The sequence below is a fragment of the Photobacterium sp. WH24 genome (assembly GCF_019204055.1).
GTDB lineage: Bacteria > Pseudomonadota > Gammaproteobacteria > Enterobacterales > Vibrionaceae > Photobacterium > Photobacterium arenosum.
Genome location: NZ_JAGSOZ010000009.1, coordinates 97254 through 114756, shown reverse-complemented (window position 1 = coordinate 114756; position 17503 = coordinate 97254). Strand labels below are relative to the sequence as shown.

The 17503-nt window shown below is 48.6% G+C and carries 16 protein-coding genes; 6 read left to right on the top strand and 10 right to left on the bottom strand.

The window, feature by feature from the left end:
• Positions 1 to 217 precede the first annotated feature (217 nt).
• Both KCG43_RS12600 and KCG43_RS12595 read left to right on the top strand, forming a co-directional pair.
• Positions 218 to 2647 carry a M9 family metallopeptidase gene (locus KCG43_RS12600; protein WP_218385292.1) on the top strand — a complete coding sequence of 810 codons (2430 nt, stop codon included), beginning with the start codon at positions 218 to 220 and terminating at the stop codon, positions 2645 to 2647.
• A 250-nt stretch (positions 2648 to 2897) separates the two neighbouring features.
• Complete coding sequence (locus KCG43_RS12595; RefSeq protein WP_192016440.1) at positions 2898 to 3812, top strand: pirin family protein; 915 nt, start codon at positions 2898 to 2900, stop codon at positions 3810 to 3812.
• Positions 3813 to 3926: 114 nt separating this feature from the next.
• On the opposite strand, the gene KCG43_RS12590 is transcribed toward KCG43_RS12595, so the two are convergent.
• From KCG43_RS12590 to KCG43_RS12580, 3 genes are all read right to left on the bottom strand, one after another.
• Positions 3927 to 4697, bottom strand: a complete 771-nt coding sequence (locus tag KCG43_RS12590) for a helix-turn-helix domain-containing protein (RefSeq protein ID WP_218385290.1) — start codon at positions 4695 to 4697, stop codon at positions 3927 to 3929.
• Positions 4698 to 4712: 15 nt separating this feature from the next.
• Positions 4713 to 5174 carry a carboxymuconolactone decarboxylase family protein gene (locus KCG43_RS12585; RefSeq protein ID WP_192016438.1) on the bottom strand — a complete coding sequence of 154 codons (462 nt, stop codon included), beginning with the start codon at positions 5172 to 5174 and terminating at the stop codon, positions 4713 to 4715.
• Between the two features lie 159 nt (positions 5175 to 5333).
• Positions 5334 to 6242: a LysR family transcriptional regulator gene (locus KCG43_RS12580; protein WP_225445230.1), complete on the bottom strand. Its 909-nt coding sequence runs from the start codon at positions 6240 to 6242 to the stop codon at positions 5334 to 5336.
• Positions 6243 to 6348: 106 nt separating this feature from the next.
• Between KCG43_RS12580 and KCG43_RS12575 the strand changes: the two genes are divergently transcribed.
• The gene (locus KCG43_RS12575) at positions 6349 to 7704 is read left to right on the top strand and encodes an MATE family efflux transporter (RefSeq protein ID WP_218385289.1); all 1356 of its coding nucleotides are present in this window, start codon (positions 6349 to 6351) and stop codon (positions 7702 to 7704) included.
• Positions 7705 to 8639: 935 nt separating this feature from the next.
• Here KCG43_RS12575 and KCG43_RS12570 read toward each other — a convergent pair.
• Positions 8640 to 8852 carry a cold-shock protein gene (locus KCG43_RS12570; protein ID WP_027250907.1) on the bottom strand — a complete coding sequence of 71 codons (213 nt, stop codon included), beginning with the start codon at positions 8850 to 8852 and terminating at the stop codon, positions 8640 to 8642.
• Positions 8853 to 9142: 290 nt separating this feature from the next.
• On the bottom strand, positions 9143 to 10408 hold the full coding sequence (locus tag KCG43_RS12565) for an MFS transporter (RefSeq protein WP_218385288.1): 1266 nt from the start codon (positions 10406 to 10408) through the stop codon (positions 9143 to 9145).
• Positions 10409 to 10510: 102 nt separating this feature from the next.
• On the opposite strand from KCG43_RS12565, the gene KCG43_RS12560 reads away from it, so the two are divergent.
• Positions 10511 to 11425: a LysR family transcriptional regulator gene (locus KCG43_RS12560; protein WP_218385287.1), complete on the top strand. Its 915-nt coding sequence runs from the start codon at positions 10511 to 10513 to the stop codon at positions 11423 to 11425.
• Between the two features lie 143 nt (positions 11426 to 11568).
• On the opposite strand, the gene KCG43_RS12555 is transcribed toward KCG43_RS12560, so the two are convergent.
• Positions 11569 to 12489, bottom strand: a complete 921-nt coding sequence (locus KCG43_RS12555; protein ID WP_192016434.1) for a LysR substrate-binding domain-containing protein — start codon at positions 12487 to 12489, stop codon at positions 11569 to 11571.
• Between the two features lie 127 nt (positions 12490 to 12616).
• Here KCG43_RS12555 and KCG43_RS12550 point away from each other — a divergent pair, with 127 nt between their 5' ends.
• The gene (locus KCG43_RS12550; RefSeq protein WP_192016433.1) at positions 12617 to 13531 is read left to right on the top strand and encodes a DMT family transporter; all 915 of its coding nucleotides are present in this window, start codon (positions 12617 to 12619) and stop codon (positions 13529 to 13531) included.
• Positions 13532 to 13616: 85 nt separating this feature from the next.
• Here the strand turns inward: KCG43_RS12550 and KCG43_RS12545 are convergent, their stop codons facing one another.
• The 4 genes from KCG43_RS12545 to KCG43_RS12530 all read right to left on the bottom strand — a co-directional run bounded on the left by KCG43_RS12545 (position 13617) and on the right by KCG43_RS12530 (position 16348).
• Positions 13617 to 14099 carry a VOC family protein gene (locus KCG43_RS12545; RefSeq protein ID WP_218385286.1) on the bottom strand — a complete coding sequence of 161 codons (483 nt, stop codon included), beginning with the start codon at positions 14097 to 14099 and terminating at the stop codon, positions 13617 to 13619.
• 100 nt (positions 14100 to 14199) lie between these two features.
• Positions 14200 to 14943, bottom strand: a complete 744-nt coding sequence (locus KCG43_RS12540; protein WP_218385285.1) for a metallophosphoesterase — start codon at positions 14941 to 14943, stop codon at positions 14200 to 14202.
• Between the two features lie 291 nt (positions 14944 to 15234).
• Positions 15235 to 15891: a DsbA family oxidoreductase gene (locus KCG43_RS12535; protein ID WP_218385284.1), complete on the bottom strand. Its 657-nt coding sequence runs from the start codon at positions 15889 to 15891 to the stop codon at positions 15235 to 15237.
• Positions 15892 to 15979: 88 nt separating this feature from the next.
• Complete coding sequence (locus KCG43_RS12530) at positions 15980 to 16348, bottom strand: hypothetical protein (RefSeq protein WP_225445229.1); 369 nt, start codon at positions 16346 to 16348, stop codon at positions 15980 to 15982.
• 239 nt (positions 16349 to 16587) lie between these two features.
• Here KCG43_RS12530 and murQ point away from each other — a divergent pair, with 239 nt between their 5' ends.
• A complete protein-coding gene (gene murQ / locus KCG43_RS12525) occupies positions 16588 to 17496 on the top strand; it encodes an N-acetylmuramic acid 6-phosphate etherase (protein WP_218385283.1) in 909 nt (302 codons plus the stop codon).
• Positions 17497 to 17503: the final 7 nt, after the last annotated feature.

Sequence of the window (17503 nt, the reverse complement as noted above, 5' to 3'; positions counted from 1 at the left end):
TTTTATACCTGTGCCCTGCCATTTCGCTCCTTTCTGCAGTGAGAGTTAATCTCTACCCAATTTTTTTGTACTTGCCTGACAACAATGTCAGGCCATTTCCTTTTTCGTTTATTTGTGGACCGACCTCTTAGTTTAATATTCAACATGGTGCACTATTATTTCCTGCTGGTATAACAGGCGGCTTACCTTAACACTGATAAATCAAATGGTTGGCCATATGAAATACCTTCATTCCGGATGTCAGCGTTCAGCGCTGGCGCTGCTTATCTCTGCAACGTTATACACAAACACAGCTTCAGCTGCTCCGGCCTGCGAGATAGATGCCTTGTCATCTTCTCCTTCGTCTATCAGGGCGATTGAACAGGCCGATCTCGAATGCAGAATTGCCTGGTTCTCTGCGCCTTCTGATACATTGAACACGCTGTTCAGCGAGAACAACATCCATCAGATACAACAACAGTTAATGCTGCATGTCAGCAACTACCAGGGAGAAGCCCAGCAAGCCAGTGTCATAGAAAATCTCGGTGAATTTATCCGTGCCGCGTATTACGTGCGTTATCCGCATAAAGGACAGTACGGCGATTTTTCTGATGCATTAGATGTATCTCTGGCGAATGCTATTAATACTTTTCTCACCTCGCCCTACGCCAGCCAAAGTGGCAGAGAACAGGTCGCGGCGTTGAAAAGCATGACAACCATGGTCGACAACATCCGTCAGTTACCTCTGACCATGGCCAACCAACTGCAGCTCCTGAATCATTTCACCGCTGAAAAAGCACAGGATCTACAATTTGTTGACACACTCAACAACCTGTTCCGTGCCATGAGCGGGCACATCAGCATTGACAGTTTCTATGATGATCTGGCACAGCATCCTGAGTACCTGGAACAGCTGCACCAGTTTATTCTGGACAGCGAATGGGCCCTGGGCACTGAGGCGGATTTCATTGTGACCAATGCCGCACGTGAAATGGGCCGTCTGCTGGTAACACCTCACGAATCAACCCGGACTCAGGTGCTCGCCATTCTGGAATCGCTGCTTCAGCGTTATCCGCTGGGCGGCAAGAGCGACAAAATGTGGGTAGGCATTGCAGAAATGATCAATTACTTTGCCCCCGATAAGGCAGAAGCACTCGGGCTGAAAGATGCAAAGAATCAGCTTGCAGCCAGAGTCATGCCACTGCGCCATCACTGTGACGGACCGGCCATTATACGGGCTCAGGCAATGACGCAGGAACAGGCTGCAGAAGCCTGCAATATCCTTGCTGATAAAGAAGCCGATTTCCATCAGGTCGTAAACAGCGGCTATCAGCCGGTGGCCGGTGATTATAACGACAGTGTTGAGGTGATCGTTTTCAACACCAATGCCGATTATGTCAGCTACTCTAACTTCCTGTTTGGCAATACCACCAATAATGGCGGGCAATACCTGGAAGGCAATCCGGCCAACCCTGACAATCAGGCCCGTTTTGTGGCCTACCGTAATGAATATGCGCAAGGTTACAGCATTCTCAATCTCGAACATGAATATGTGCATTATCTCGATGGCCGCTTCAATCTTTACGGTGATTTCAATGATGTGCTAAGTCCGGGGCACACAGTGTGGTGGCTGGAAGGTTTTGCCGAGTACATGCATTACAAACAGGGTTATGACGCTGCCGTTGAACTGGCTCGCAAACAAACCTATTCCCTATCTGACATACTGAGCACCACCTACGACCACGACCTGGACCGCATCTATCGCTGGGGTTATCTGGCCGTACGTTTCCTGATGGAAAACCATCCGAATGAGGTCGATACTTTGCTCTCTTTCGCTCGTCAGGGTGATTACACGCAATGGACCGAAACTGCAAAGACGCTGGGCACACGCTATACGGGCGAGTTCAATAACTGGTTACTGACAGTGACCACTGACGGGGAGCAGCCTGGAGAACCGGAACCAAGCCCGGATGAGGCGAAATCATTGGCATTAAACAGCGCTGTCACGCTTTCCGGCGCTGCATACAGCGAGCAACTTTTCTATGTTGATATCCCCGCCAACACCCGCAACCTTGCCCTCACGATCACAGGTGATGGCGATGCGGATCTGTACGCAAGTTATGAGCGCACCGCCCATTACTACGACCATGATTTCACAGCCTTTACGGCTGACAGCAATGAAACTCTGATTATTACCCCCGACGCCAATGGCAATATCAAGCCTGGCCGTTATTATCTGAGCATTGCTGGGCGTGAAGCTTTCAATCAGATCACACTGAAAGCTACAGCAGACAGTGTCGAGCCTGGCGAACATGGTGAGCATACAGGTTCCCAGCCAACGGATGATCTGACACCTTTCGTATTGGAAGCCAACACGCCTCAGACCCTGAGCATGTCAGCGCAGCGTTATCTGGCGTTTTATGTTCCTGAAGCGGGACAAACCCTGAGGGTCTGGGTGACACCCACCGAGCAAGATCAGAAAAGTAATGTCAGTCTCTATGCCGCCAGTGCACACTGGCCGACAGCAGAAAAATACGAAACCGCTTCGGCCTATCCAGGTAATCAGGCGTTCATAGAAATCACGGCAGAAAAAGCCGGGTACATGCATTTGCTGCTGACCAATGAAGGAGACACCGCCAATGTTGAGGTGTACGCAGCCACTCTCTAACCTGACAGGCGGAATCTGATATTCGAAATTGAAACACATTTTATAACTCAGACAGCACTCAAACAGCGCAGTAGGGACACTGCGCTGTTTTTTTTATCTACCCTTTAATCACTCTCTCAAACGCAACCCCCTTTCATGCATCACCCTTAAACCGGTAATAGCTTTTTCCTGCATAGGCTTTTTCCATATTTGTTCACGAATAGCAGCTACTGCTCCATACTTAAACCAAAACGACGCGCAGGAGAGATGAATGAGCAATACGTTTAAAGAGGTTGAACAGCCTTGCGACTGTAAGGACAGTTGCGGGGCGATCGAACGCATTCTGACGGCAAAAGACAAAGACTTAGGAGGTTTTTCCGTGCGCCGGCTGCTGCCGACAGCACAACAGAAAATGGTTGGTCCGTGGATTTTTTTCGACCATATGGGCCCGGCGCATTTTCCGGCAGGTGAAGGTATTAACGTGCGTCCCCATCCGCATATCGGCATAGCGACCGTCACCTATTTGTTTGAGGGCGAAATTCTGCATCGTGATTCGCTGGGTAGCCTGCAGCCCATCAAACCTGGTGACATCAATCTGATGGTCGCAGGCAAAGGGATTGTGCACTCTGAACGTGAACGTTATGAGGTCACTGCCGTTGATCATATTCTGCATGGCCTGCAGCTCTGGTTAGCACTCCCTCTGGCCGATGAAGAATGTGAACCGGCTTTTTATCACTACCCGGATGACACTATTCCATCCCTTAGTATCGACGGTGTACCTGTCAGAGTATTGATGGGAACCGCATTTGGCGTTACATCACCTGTTCAAACATTCGCAGAAACGCTGTACGTAGAAGCGGATCTCCAGCCGGGGCAGCGTTTCACCCTGCCGATGGCCGAAGAACGCGCCATTTACATTGCCAAAGGCCATGTCACAGCAAAAGACAGCGACTTACCGGAACACAGCATGGCCATAGTGTCGCAACAGGAAGGGATAACCATTGAAGCAAAGGAACCATCCCGCATCGCCATTATCGGTGGTGAGAATATAGGCACGCGTTATATTGAGTGGAACTTTGTGTCCAGCCGTAAAGCGCGCATTGAACAAGCCAAAGCGGACTGGCGGAACCAGGACTTTCCACTGGTACCCGGAGACGAGACAGAATTCATTCCTTTACCAGACTGACGATAACGGGTGACGAGAGTAATGAGCTAACAGACGCTTGCTGATGATAACGTAAGCGTCTGTTTTACTTGAATATACTGGCATTCTTCGCATTAACTCTAGCTGACAGAAAGGCTACCTGCTCTGTACCTGCTTCTTCTTCACCAGCAAGCTGTATTGCTTCGGGGTAATTTTAGCGATGTGGCTGAACTCTCGGGTCATATGTGCCTGATCGGAAAACCCTTGCTCTGCGGCCAGTTCCGCCAGCGGGATGTCAGGAGAGAGCTGTATCAGCTCCAGCGACTGTTTAACCCGAAGAATTCGCTGATAGTATTTCGGCGTCATGCCCATCCATTTCTGGAAGTGCCTTTCTATCTGTCGGGTACTGACCGGAATGGGATGATGCCGGCTGTGAGGCTGTACGGCTTTCACTATTTCAGTAATGGTATGACGGGCAGAATCATTAGGATCCAGATGGCGTTTCATCCAGCGATATAGTGTAGCAATACGCGCCTGATGGCAGCGGCAATGACGAAGCTGCTGTTGCAATGGTTCAAGAAAGTATAAATGTTCCGGTTCATCGGCAATGGTAACCGGATGGTCAAAACGCTTGCCCAGCACACTGTAGCCCATGCCCGGATGGAAACGAATTCCAGCCAGGACGGTACCGGGAGGCAGGGTCACATACTGGGCTTCTTTGCTGTTGGGCATGATCATCACACCTTCCGGGTGGCAGTGATTGCCAAAGCAGACATCGCCACCCAGATTGAACATGATGCCGCTTCCGGCATCACTGAACAGCAGTTTTTTCTCTTCAACCACCCGATCAGGTGACACGGAAAGTGACCATATTCCCTGAACATGGTCTTTCAATACACCTTGTGGTTTAAAGATCCTGAAATCCATTTAACAGTGACTACCCTATGCTGCGGTAAAACTCCCTACTTTGGGTTTAAAGGTTTTTACCACTCGATTCCAGCTATTAATTGCATTAATGGCTAACGTAAGATCAACCATAGCCTGTTCGCCAAAGGTGTCCAACACCTGCTGATACATTAGATCGTCCACAGATTTACACGCGCTGAGATGTTCTGCAAATTCCAAAGCGACTTTTTCCTGCCCGGTATAAAACGGCATGTCGCGCCAGGCGTTCAATCCCCAGATACGTTCCGGTTGCTCGCCCAGTTTGAGGGCATCTTTACTGTGCATATCAATACAGAATGCGCATTGGTTTATCTGGGATACACGCAGTTTCACCAGCTCCCAAATGGTCATCGACATAGTTTGAGATTCACTAAACTGCTGATGGAAATAGTTTTCCTGCTGTACCAGAATCTCTATCGCTTGCGGTGCAATACTGAAGTAATTTACGCGTTTCGTCATGTAATATCTCCTTGGTCTGAAACATGAAGATACTCACCGGAGCGTGAGATTTATTGAATATTTCCGACATGACGGAATGTATTGCCCGGCTTTAATTATGTGACATCAAAATAAGCCGGCATGATGACGCAGATAAAACACAAAAACAGCGCCCCCAAGTTAAGACAATCTTCCCGTATCAGAGTGATTCTCAGTAAATAACTGTTGTGCCTCTGCGATTAGCCATTTCAGAACTGTATTCCAGCCCGCATCTCTTCGCTTAATGGCGCACAGCATGAAATCGCGCTGATAAGGCAGGTTTTCCGTCGATAGGGTTTTCACTTCGTACCAGTCTGCGGTTGCCACATGCTCAGGAACGAATGCCCAGCCAACACCATGCATCACCAAAGACGATATCAGGTAAAAGCTATCCACGTGCCAGTAGCTGGGCGACAGCGGTTTGCCCAGCGCATTGCCCATGCGATCCCGGATAACCAGCTGTCTGTGTTCAATGAGCTGGCTTTCGGTTGGGGCAGCAAGCAACGCCAGCGGATGTTTATCCGATACAATCAAAGCTTGCCCACTGCGGCCAATCGCGAAACGCTCCAGTGAATCCGATAACACATGATCCTGTAAAACAAAGCCCATGTCCGCCTTGCCACCATCAACCCAGCTGGCGATATCTTCCAGGGAGCCATTTAACAGTGTCACACTCAGGTGTGGATAATGATCCGCCAGCCTGGCATAAAGCACTTCAAAATTTTCAAGTGGCACCGCTTCATCCATGGCAATGGTGAGCTGAACCGGATTAGCAGAAGAGACAGACAATACCCTCGACTGAAGCCGCTGACATTGCGTTAAGACTGACATCGCATCATTTAACACTTCCCTGCCTTCTGCAGTAAGCGTTGGAAATTTTCCGCTACGGTCAAACAATAAAAAGCCCAGATCGGCTTCCAGATTGGCAATTGCAGTGCTTATGCGAGATTGCGCCTTGCCCAACTTTCGTGCTGCGGACGTAAATGATCCCGTTTGCGCAGCCGTAACAAAGGCGTCCAGTTGATCAAGATTCCAGCTGATAGGTGACATTACCCACTCCAACCCATACGAAAAGCGGATGGTAACTAACTTTTTACCATCTTAATTTGATAAGAGAATACATAGTAATACAGATATGCTTCACAGAGAGATAAAAATGGAAGCGATTAATCAAACAGAATCAATCGGCAAAACTTTTCGTCGATTCACCATTCCAGCCGTCATGGCCATGCTGGTCAATGGACTGTATCAGATAGTTGACGGGGTATTTGTCGGGCACTTTTTAGGGCAAGACGGCCTGTCGGCAATCAATATTGCCTGGCCAATTATCAGTATTTTCATGGGTGTCGGGCTGATGATTGGCATGGGGGCAGGCAGTCTGGTTTCTACGTTCAGAGGAATGCGCGAATCGGCTAAAGCGCGTAAAGCTTTGGGAAATGGACTGGCACTGGTGATATTCATTGGCCTTGGATGTTCAGCATTATTATATGTCTTTGGCGTGCAATTGATGACTTTGCAAGGCGCAACAGGCCAAATCCTCAGCTATGCCGTTAGCTACTTACAGATCTTTATCGGATTCTCAGTCATAGCCGTTGGCGCCAGTGCCGCGCCCTTTCTGATACGAAACGATGATTCACCTAAGGTGGCAACGGGTCTCATGGTTGCTGGTGCTATTATCAATATTGTGCTCGATTATATATTCATCGGAATACTGGGCTGGGGACTGGAAGGCGCTGCCATTGCCACTGTAACAGCTCAGAGTGTTGTCGTCTTATTAACATTGGTGTATTTCTGCAGCCGCTTCTCAACACTGAGGTTATCACTTACTGATCTGAAACCGGATGGCAAGAAAATGACTGATACACTGACACTGGGTTCATCGTGTCTGGTGATGTATCTGTACACTGGCTTGATGGTGGCAATTCATAATCGATTATTTATGGAATATGGTTCTGCTGTAAGCGTTGCTGCCTACGCCATTGTAGGTTACCTGATGACACTTTATTACCTGCTAGCGGAAGGTATCGCTGAAGGAATGCAGCCACCTGTGAGCTATTTCCACGGTCAAAACGCCCACGATAAAGTGCGAAAAACTGTTTTGCTGGCTTGCAAAGCAACCATTATTGTAGGCGTTAGCTGGATTACTTTACTCAATTTGTTTCCGGAATTTATGATCAGCTGGTTCAACAGCAGTAACGTTACGCTCGTGCAAGAAGCGAGTCATGGTATCACTCTGCACCTTTTCAGCCTATTTCTGGATGGGTTGATTATTATCGGCTCTGTGTATTTTATGTCTGTTGGTCAGGGCGGCATGGCATTGACGATTTCTCTCAGCAATATGCTGGTACAATTGCCTTTCCTCTGGCTATTACCAAAGTGGTTTGGAGAAAATGGTGTTTGGCTGGCAATGCCCGTCTCTAACATTTTTCTGGCTGTGTTGGTTCTTGGTGCAATGTGGCAGTCACTGTCACAAGCTCCGATACAACAAACAAGAAACACCGCCGCAGCTTAAAAACAAGCGGTAATTCCTAACGGGTAATCATTCAGATTGCCCGTTGTCTCTCGTGATGAGGGGATCGTTATTCCGTAGAACTGTCGGCGGCAGACATATATAAGGCAAATCAGTGATGTTTTGAAGACAATACGGAATATAGGTTTGAGCCACCCTGTCTACTAACACATAATCTCATTCAGCGTTTTAGCTAACACCACGTGCCTTAACTAACATCACGCATAGTTAGTTATATAACGATAGCAGCATAAGGGGCTTTCTGATTATTGCCTGTCCGGCATAGCAGGGATGAACACAGGTGAAGTAAAGTCAGAGGGAGTGACTCAATCATCGCTCACTGCATGGCCTGGCGGCGGTAGCCATGAAATGAATGATTGCGGGAGTTATGACGAAAAAACGCTGAAATGACCAATCACTTGGTTTTCACTGTTTAGAATATTTCCCGAGTGAGACCTTTCACAGTAGGAAAAATCTATATCTCTGCGGGCAATATTACCCTGAAGGTGTACATGTCGGAGCAGAACATCATCATTTAACTGATGTATACGTGAACTCCAGGATTTGTCTTCTTTATAAAGCGTAAAATTAACTATCACTTAATGGCTACCCTCTTATTTGCGGATGTATTTTTAGTACGACTTTGATGAAACCAAAATCGATGACGACCAATTGAACGAGACATAATATCTCCTTATTTTTTCTTTCAAATAAGCAAAATTATTACGTATAAAACGCAATCTGAAACTTGCTTATGATAAATATGCTAATGGAAGTTATTTGCAGTTTGATGACAAAGCAAATGCTGGTGTTTGATGGTGTGTTACGAAGGCGTTTGGAAGCTTACAGCTGACGTGCTTTTAAGGCAGGAGAGGCATAATTTTCGTTGTAAATACATTGGCGTAAAAGGCAAAACACCTTTTACGCCAATGAAAAAATTACAGCGCTACTACGTTAGCAGCTTGAGGGCCTTTAGCGCCCTGCTCTACGTCAAAAGACACTTTCTGACCTTCAGCCAGAGTTTTGAAGCCTTCTGAAGCGATTGCACGGAAGTGAACGAATACGTCAGCACCACCGTTGTCTTGAGTAATAAAACCGAAACCTTTCTCTTCGTTAAACCACTTAACCAGACCAGTTGATTTGTTAGACATAATTTGTCCCTTTTATATAGATGAATTCAAAATATTTACCGCATTCATGCGATGCGCTGAGAGCCTAAATTATTGAATGTCACAATGAAGCTAAGGGAAACACTGAGGATAACGACAGTTACGAAGAAATTCTGAGGTTTTACTTTGACTTGAAGTTGCATTAATTAATCTGAGCGACAGAGCAAGACGAATCATACGCTACTCTCCCCCTTTGTAAAGGTTTATTTGAGATTGATCTAAAAATAATATCGCTGACCGCCTGAAAACCCCATCTTCCGCACATTCTTTCTTCAATTAGGCGAATCCGTCTCATTACCCAGGGCTTGTCTGTCTCTGACTGCCATCGCCTGCCAGATGCTCAAAGCGCACGCCGATAGCGTCATAATCAATGCGCTCACCTGCCAGGCTACCGGCACAGAAAATGTTTGGGTCAGCCATGACAGCAAACCGCCTGCCATCACCCCACCGAGATTCAGACTCAGTGACAGTAGAGAAACAGACGCACTCCGGTGCGACGAGCCGACATGCCGATGTAACTCTGCCGCTATGACAGGGCGAGACAGAAACACAGCGGAAATAAACACCCAATTCGCCAGTAAAAAGCCCCAGGGATTACTTACTAACGACATGGCAATCAGCGCCATCGCTGCGCACACTGCATAAACCGGCAAAATTGCTACAGCTGAAAAAGAGGCAGCAGTAGCGTCCAGCAACCTGCCAAGCAGCGCTGCGAGTAAATAGTTTGAGGCCACTATAAATCCAACCCATTCAAGCATGCTGTTCCCACCCTCAAGCATGGCGAACACGGGTTGCCAGTACACACTGTGGTTAGCCAGAGCATATCCCATCAGCATTTGCCAGGCGAGAAGCAGGATCAATACCGGATTTGCCATGAAATACGTGAGTAAGTTACTGCCCATCGACAACAGTGATTCATGATTGTGATCTTGTCGTGACCGCGCATTTTCGCCTTCATGAAAAGTCAGAAAGCTGATCCCCAGGGCTGCGAGGTGGATTGTCATGCCCAGTATTAACGCCACCTTATAAGGGTTACCATTCAGATATGTCTGGCTGAACGTATATGGCACCTGAGCGGGTAATAGTCCACCTATTGCAGCACCAATACCCAAACCTGATAACAGCCACAGATTCGCACGTGACAGTGCTGCTTTGATATTCGTATGGCACCCTTCTTTATAGCGCTGGTTAACGTACCATGCTTCTAAACACCCCGAACCCAAAGCGCGCCCGATGCCGCCGATTGCCGATGCTAAAATCACAGTCGTAATACTCGGAGCCAACACCAACAGGACAACATTCAGCATATCAAAGCCTTTCGCCAACCGATAAACGGCCAGATGTCCAAATCGGTCAGCCAGAAAACCACTCGGCACTTCCAACACAACCATGACGATAAAAAAGGCGGCAAAGAACCAGCCCAATTGCTGAAGTGTCATGCCCTCTGCAAGGCAGTACAAACCAGAAACCGCCATGAACACGCCTGCTGCACTGATATCCAGCGCCAGATGAAAAGCATATCGAGTATCAAGATTCACTTTGCTTACCTATAGTTATGTCAGGAAAGCCAGTGTAATTTGCCTTCACTTTCAGTGATAATTCATAAAAGCGGATTTATTTATAGATAAACAACTATGAACATGGATAAGTCATTTGCCTTGTTGCACTACTTTCAGGCAGTAGCGGAATACAACAGTTTTTCCCGTGCGGCCAATAAGATGAACATTTCGCAGTCCACCATCAGCGCCCAAGTTAAGAAGCTTGAGTCGCAGCTCGGATGTGAGCTGTTTATTCGAGAGAACAAACATCACTTTAAGTTAAGCCGTGAAGGCATGAAGCTGCTGGCAGAGTGCCAGACCAGCCTGAATGGGTTGCGTCACTGCATGATGTCACTCAGCCAGACAGAGACTAAGGCAGGTTCCATTAACCTGGCCTGTTCCGTCGCACTGGGCAATCAGGTGGTGCTGCCTGTGATCGAACAGCTCATGGAAACTTACCCGCAGCTGGTTATCAATCTGATAGAGACCAGTCTTGAAAAAGCGTTCTTTGGCGACGATTTGGATATCGCTCTGAATTTCTCTCCGCCCGAACCAGCCTTTTATTACCAGAGGGTGGCTGATATCGATAAAGTGATTGTGGCCAGCCATGCATACCTGGAACGTTTCGGTACGCCTGCCTCTTTCTCAGATCTCTGTGAGCACCGCTTGCTGATTCAGGCTAAGGGGAAATTAGACTGGCCGAACATCTATGCTCAGCAAAGTAAATTTTCCCTGCCTGAGCGCAGCCAGTATTTTGATAACAACCTGACCAAACAGCATGCCGCCGAAAGAGGTATGGGCATTGCCGTGTTACCCACCTATCTGTATTCGCCCAACAGCCAGTTAGTGCCGGTGTTACCGCAATACGCACTGCGGCTTAGTGAGTCTCTCTACATCATGTGCAGCAAAAAAAAGGTCAGGCAGCCGGGCATGGTCGAACTGATCGTCGAAATTGCCGAATTAATCCGGCAGCAGCTTTACGATGCCACTCATGGCGGCGTCTGCTTTCACAAGTGATCTGTTAACTCCCTCTTCGTGATGGAGAGGGAGTTAATAACGGTTTGATACCCGATGCTAACCGACAATAGACGCTATGGTTTTTCAGCGCTGGTTTGACAATGACAGCCACTCACTGTAACGCCCTGACGCTGAATCTGGCCTCAGCTTTGGCTTCCACGTCTGTCCAGCTCATCACACTGCTGTTTAAGCCAGCGCCCCAGAGTGATAATGGCGGTTTGCTTAGCGCGTGATTTTTTATACACAAAATAAAAACTGTCACCGGTCGGCAACTCATGCATAGGAATCCGCACGAAATGCTGCTGCCTGTCGATGTCATTCATCAGGTAGTCATTGAGAAAAGTGATGCCCTGATCATAGCGGGCCGCTTCCGCCGCCAGCAACATATGGCTGAACAACTGAAATCTCGCCTGTTCAGGCAGCTCAAAACCGCCCAGCATACACCAGCGGTGCCAGTCTTCGCCGTGTTTGGCATCTTTAAAAATAGAACGAGTGGTCAGCAACGGATGCTCCCACAGGGCGTCCGGCAACGGTTTGTCCCGCATTTGCAGCCAAAGCTTATGGCTGCACACCGGATAGAGCTGCTCATGATACAGCAGCTCTGAAATGAAATTACTACGCTTGGGTGGCGAAACAGTAATAAAGCAATCTGCCAGTTCGTCACTGAAATTCGGGTCGTTACTCACCATGTTTAACGTGAGCTCTATTTCAGGGTGCAGCTGACGCAGATTTTCAAGCCGTGGGATCAGCCATTTCACTGCCAGTGAGCTGTAAAGTGCCAGGCGAATCTTGCCACCTTCGCCTTCCCGGATCTGCTGGCTGGCTTCAGAAATATCAGCCAGAGCATGGCTGATCTGCTCGTAATACTTTTCACCAACGGGTGTCAGAGACAACTGACGCCCCTGACGCTGGAACAGTTCTTCACCCAAATAATCTTCTAACAGACGAACCTGGTGGCTGACGGCACTTTGCGTCACACTCAGAAATTCCGCCGCACGGGAAAAACTGTTCAGGCGGGCGACAGCCTCAAAGTAATGAACAGCACGAAGTGGTGGCAGCTTCATTATCTAAAAAACTCATACCAAAAAAATTTATATCATTATACTTCATCACTACCGCTGGTTTATGCTTTGGATCACAGTTTGTTGTCTCGTTGACATTTCATTAACCCCAAAAAAGAAGGAGCAGCCCATGCCTCAAATGTCTGTCGGTTTAGCCATGATATTGCTGATTGTTGGCAACTTAATTGCTGTGTGCTCCGATGCCATGATTAAATCATTGGGTGATGAAACGGCTATTTTTCAGTTTGTTTTTTTCCGCCAGTTAACCGCCGTCGCTATTCTGGCACCCTTCTGTATTGGCACCAAAAAAGCCGATTTTTTTGCCGGATTTAAGTGGCATGCTCTGCGCGGACACATTTGGTTGCTGGGTATGGTATTTATGATCATCTCAATTACCAGCCTGCCACTGGCCACTGCGAATGCCATCTTCTATGCCGCCCCGCTGATCATGCTGCCTATGGCCATGATGCTGTTTCAGGAAAAGCTGACCAAATATTCTGTCGGCGTGGCGGTAATAGGTTTCATTGGTGTGCTGGTGATTATCCGCCCGACTGAAATCAACTGGGCAGCCATTGCGGCTCTGATTGTTGCGTTTACGCTGGCCTGGAACAACCTGTTGGTGCGTAAGCTGCCAAAACACCAGACTGTTGCGCAAACCCTGATGCTGACCAACCTGGCAGGTATGCCGGCAGCGCTGGGCCTGGCTATTTGGGAAGGACAGCCCTGGGACTGGTCGCCGCTGCTGACAGCGGCTGGCTCCAGCACGTTCATTATGATTTATGCCGGCACCTGTGTACTGGCTTACCGCTCGGCGGAATCGAACAAGATTGCGAGCGCCGAATACAGCGGACTGATTGGCGCTGTGATCATCGGCATGCTGTGGTTCGACGAAGTACCTGACTTGCCAATGATTCTTGGCACTATGATGATCATCGCCCCCCTGATCTGGCTGGCACAAAAAGAAAAGCGTGCCAAAAAAGCCGCGGCTCTCAAACCCATAGAAGCGGCTGTCGCTACAGATGCTGCAGAAGAAACCAAAGCCTGACGATTAACTATCCCTTGCGCGACAGAACGGGAGCTCCTGCCCGCCTGTCGCTTTTTTTGTGATTCACTCTTTTTGACCCGACCTTCTACTTACCATTGAACGCTCGTTCCAGCGCAGCTATCTCCAGTTTTGTCATGGTCAAGAAGCACTGCGTTAGCCGCGCCAGCTTATCGTGATCATGGCTTCGCATCATCACATCCATCGATCTCGGCACAATCTGCCATGACAAACCGAATTTATCCTTAAGCCAGCCACACTGCCCTTCCTCACCACCATCCTGAGATAAAGCCGTCCAGTAACGATCGATTTCTGCCTGATCGTCACAATGAATAACAAAAGAGACCGACTCATTAAACGTGAAAAAAGGCCCGGCACTGATCGCTGTGAATGGCTGTCCGAACAATTCAAAGTTCACCACATCAACACTGCCTGAAGGGGTATCATCAATCTTGGTGACATTAACAATTCTGGAATGATCAAAGAGCTGAGTATAAAACTCGGCGGCTTCAACCGCTTCTTTATCAAACCACAAGTGAGGAGAGATTTTCGCCTGCTGAAACGATGCCATAGAACCTCCGGGAAACTGGACAGGAACACAAAGAAAAACGGCATACTGTATCGACCAAGTGTAGATGAAGAAGCAGCGTTATGAGCTGACTCTCACTGAGTTAACATCTGCCTGTCATCAGGTACTGTGCCCAGTCTTCGCGACCATTGGCCGTTGCTGCCTGCACAGCCGCTTTTACATCATAATCAACGCGGTGAAAGGCCGTTTCCCAGTGGTGGTCTTGCCGCGTTAACACAGCATACGACGCTTGCGGTGTGTGATTTTGCATCGAATGAGGCGACGGCAATTCATCGGCGTAAGCCTGAAGGCCCACGCTGCCGGGATTAATCACCGTCTGTCCCGTCGAGATCCGGACACAACGGGGAATATGGGTATGACCACAAAGAATAATAGGAGAATGGATGTGTTTGAGATGCGCGGCTATCTCGGCATCTGCTTTGACCTGCGGATGACCCGAACTGATCTCTTCCAGCAGATACACCAGATCATCGTCCGGCGTGCCATGGCAGGCGTAAATCTCATCGGATATCCAAGCATCAAAAGGCAGTTGCTGCATCCAGTCCAGCGGGGCCTGGCCTAAGTCGTTGAGGATAAATTGCATCGTGGGATTGGCAGCCACTTCTGCAGCCGTCGACTGGTAAATTTGTCGATCCTGATTACCTGAAATGGTCAGCATCTCTTGCTGTTGCAAAAAATCGAAGGTAGCACGAGGGGCTATCGGGCCGTATAAAATGTCACCCAGATTCACCAGCCGGGTCACTCCCTTACTGGCCGCATCCGCGACCACAGCTTCCAGCGCAAAGACATTACTGTGAATGTCCGACAACACCGCATATTTTTCCAACTCACACTCCTTGTGATAATCCAAATGATTCTATGCTCACCGCTGACTTTTTCCTAATCAACAATGTCCTTATTGCACACCACTTTGCACAGTATAAAAAACGTAGCCAAACAAGGCCACGAATATGACGACTGTCAGAATCAGTTTTAGCCAAAACCCTTTCATCCGTTCTCCTTTCAGATTGCACAGTGATCAGAACTCACCTACGGCCCAACAGCGTTCAGACCCGCATGCAACATTGACCAATTGATCATGGATTATGCGGGTCGGTAACATTGCCGGACTAATTTTTTAGGCCACCTCAGCTAAAAGCGTGTCGATAACCTGCTTCAATGTCTCTGTATCCTGCGCACCAGATAGCAGATATTTTTCATTAAAGACAAACGCAGGCACTGCAGTGATCCCCTGCCCGGTCCAGGTTTGCTCTTCAGCTCTCACGGCTTCGGCAAAGTTGCCCTGTTTCAGCACCAGCTCGGCTTCATTACGATCCAGGCCTGCGGCGTCAGCAGCATCCAACAGCACAGGCAAAGCACTCGGATCATCCTGCTCGGTGAAATAAGCCTCAAAAAGCGCCAGTTTCAGCTCTGTCTGACGGCCGTAGCTCGCGGCCCAGTGCAACAACTGATGGGCTTTGAACGTATTGTAGATACGGGAGAGTGGGGTGAAATGGAACCGAATACCGGATTCTTCACCTAAAGCAATGATCCTGGCTCGGTTCTGCTCACTTTGTTCGGGTGTGATCTGATACTTCTCGGCCAGATGCTCACTCAGCAACTGGCCATCTTCCTGCATGGCCGGATTCAGTTCGAAAGGATGCCAGCGCACAGTAAACTGCACCTGATCTTTATAGGCCGCCATAGCCTGCTCCAGCCGTTTGTAACCAATGTAGCACCAGGGACAGACGACATCAGATACGATATCAATGGTTAAGTGGGTATGCGTTGGCATGCATTTCGTCTCTTAGTTCAGGTGGGCTGATAGTGGTTAGCGTGACGTAAAAAATCAACCCATAATCCCTAAAAATGAGATCTTAAAATTAGGGTTCAGCTAACACGGAAGTATCCCAAAGGACATAAATGGACTTGTCGCTCATTTCAAAAATCATCCCTTTTGCGCCCAATCCGTTTCTTCTGTAAACAGGCTGATTACGATCATCGCGGTATTGCCCCGGCTCCCCCCGCATCGGATAAAAATCGTAATAGACGCCATCTGCTCTGTCTATGGTGATATAGCCATGATGCTGAGACAGTACGCATAAGTAACGGCCTGAGGGTTTATCTGCACCTCTGGGGTATATATCGCAGCGGGCATCAACAATGTCGGCCTGAACAGGCAAGCTGTAGCCAGCCCACAGCATAGCAAGAAGAAAAAGAGCAACAGAGCATTTCCACAACAAACTGACCATACTTGCCTCCGCGACGAACCCAATTCCACGAAGTCAGTGTCGGTATGAGTGTAGCACGCTGATTCAGACAGTCAGGCCGTTGATCAGCTGCGACATCGTCTGAATTCGATGATTTGCCTGATTATCGCGTTTTTGAATCAGGACAGGCAAGAAGAGACCGCTAAGATGGCGCCCGTTTGCTACGCCATATGTTATTCCCTACAATTCTCATCAGATAACGAACGCTAAGGTCATCCCTGATGAAAATTGATTTAAACACGCTGATCACTGAAAGCCGCAACCCTGCCAGCCAGGCGATAGATACCCTGTCGACCGTCGACATGCTCAAGGTCATCAATGACGAAGATAAGCAAGTGGCGCTGGCTGTTGAACGCACCTTGCCGCAAGTGGCTCAAGCTGTTGATGCTATCGCGATTGCTTTTCAGCAAGGTGGCCGCTTAATTTACTCAGGCGCAGGGACATCAGGCCGCTTAGGCATTCTGGATGCCAGCGAATGCCCGCCCACTTATGGCAGTGACCCGTCTCAGGTTATCGGCTTGATTGCAGGTGGGCGGGAAGCGATTTTCCGTGCCGTAGAAAATGCTGAAGACAACACCGATCTGGGTGCAGAAGACCTGAAAGTCCTGAACTTTTCTGACAAAGATGTGTTAGTCGGCATTGCTGCCAGTGGCCGTACCCCTTATGTAATCGGTGCCATGACATACGCCAAATCGATCGGTGCGACCGTCGCCAGCATCAGCTGCAACCCCAACAGCGCCATGACTCAATTAGCAGATATTGCCATGACGCCCATAGTCGGACCCGAAGTGGTGACCGGCTCCTCCCGCATGAAAGCCGGTACAGCACAAAAAATGATTCTGAACATGCTGACAACAGGCGCTATGATCCGCACCGGCAAGGTCTACGGCAACCTGATGGTAGACGTTGAAGCAACCAATGCAAAGCTGGTCGAGCGCCAGAAAAACATTGTCACCGCGGCAACCGGTGCAACACGCGAACAAGCCGAATCTGCACTGACAGCCTGTGGCGGCCACTGCAAAACCGCCATTGTGATGATTTTGACCGGTTCAACGGCTGAAGAAGCGCGTGTGCTGCTAAACAACTCGCAGGGATTTACCCGGCAAGCTGTTCAACAGGCAGGTCAGTAAGCGCACA

Coding starts and splice junctions, on each gene's coding strand:
- KCG43_RS12600 (WP_218385292.1), top strand. CDS start 218: ATGAAATACCTTCATTCCGGATGTCAGCGTTCAGCGCTGGCGCTGCTT.
- KCG43_RS12595 (WP_192016440.1), top strand. CDS start 2,898: ATGAGCAATACGTTTAAAGAGGTTGAACAGCCTTGCGACTGTAAGGAC.
- KCG43_RS12590 (WP_218385290.1), bottom strand. CDS start 4,697: ATGGATTTCAGGATCTTTAAACCACAAGGTGTATTGAAAGACCATGTT.
- KCG43_RS12585 (WP_192016438.1), bottom strand. CDS start 5,174: ATGACGAAACGCGTAAATTACTTCAGTATTGCACCGCAAGCGATAGAG.
- KCG43_RS12580 (WP_225445230.1), bottom strand. CDS start 6,242: ATGTCACCTATCAGCTGGAATCTTGATCAACTGGACGCCTTTGTTACG.
- KCG43_RS12575 (WP_218385289.1), top strand. CDS start 6,349: ATGGAAGCGATTAATCAAACAGAATCAATCGGCAAAACTTTTCGTCGA.
- KCG43_RS12570 (WP_027250907.1), bottom strand. CDS start 8,852: ATGTCTAACAAATCAACTGGTCTGGTTAAGTGGTTTAACGAAGAGAAA.
- KCG43_RS12560 (WP_218385287.1), top strand. CDS start 10,511: ATGGATAAGTCATTTGCCTTGTTGCACTACTTTCAGGCAGTAGCGGAA.
- KCG43_RS12555 (WP_192016434.1), bottom strand. CDS start 12,489: ATGAAGCTGCCACCACTTCGTGCTGTTCATTACTTTGAGGCTGTCGCC.
- KCG43_RS12550 (WP_192016433.1), top strand. CDS start 12,617: ATGCCTCAAATGTCTGTCGGTTTAGCCATGATATTGCTGATTGTTGGC.
- KCG43_RS12545 (WP_218385286.1), bottom strand. CDS start 14,099: ATGGCATCGTTTCAGCAGGCGAAAATCTCTCCTCACTTGTGGTTTGAT.
- KCG43_RS12535 (WP_218385284.1), bottom strand. CDS start 15,891: ATGCCAACGCATACCCACTTAACCATTGATATCGTATCTGATGTCGTC.
- KCG43_RS12530 (WP_225445229.1), bottom strand. CDS start 16,348: ATGGTCAGTTTGTTGTGGAAATGCTCTGTTGCTCTTTTTCTTCTTGCT.
- murQ (WP_218385283.1), top strand. CDS start 16,588: ATGAAAATTGATTTAAACACGCTGATCACTGAAAGCCGCAACCCTGCC.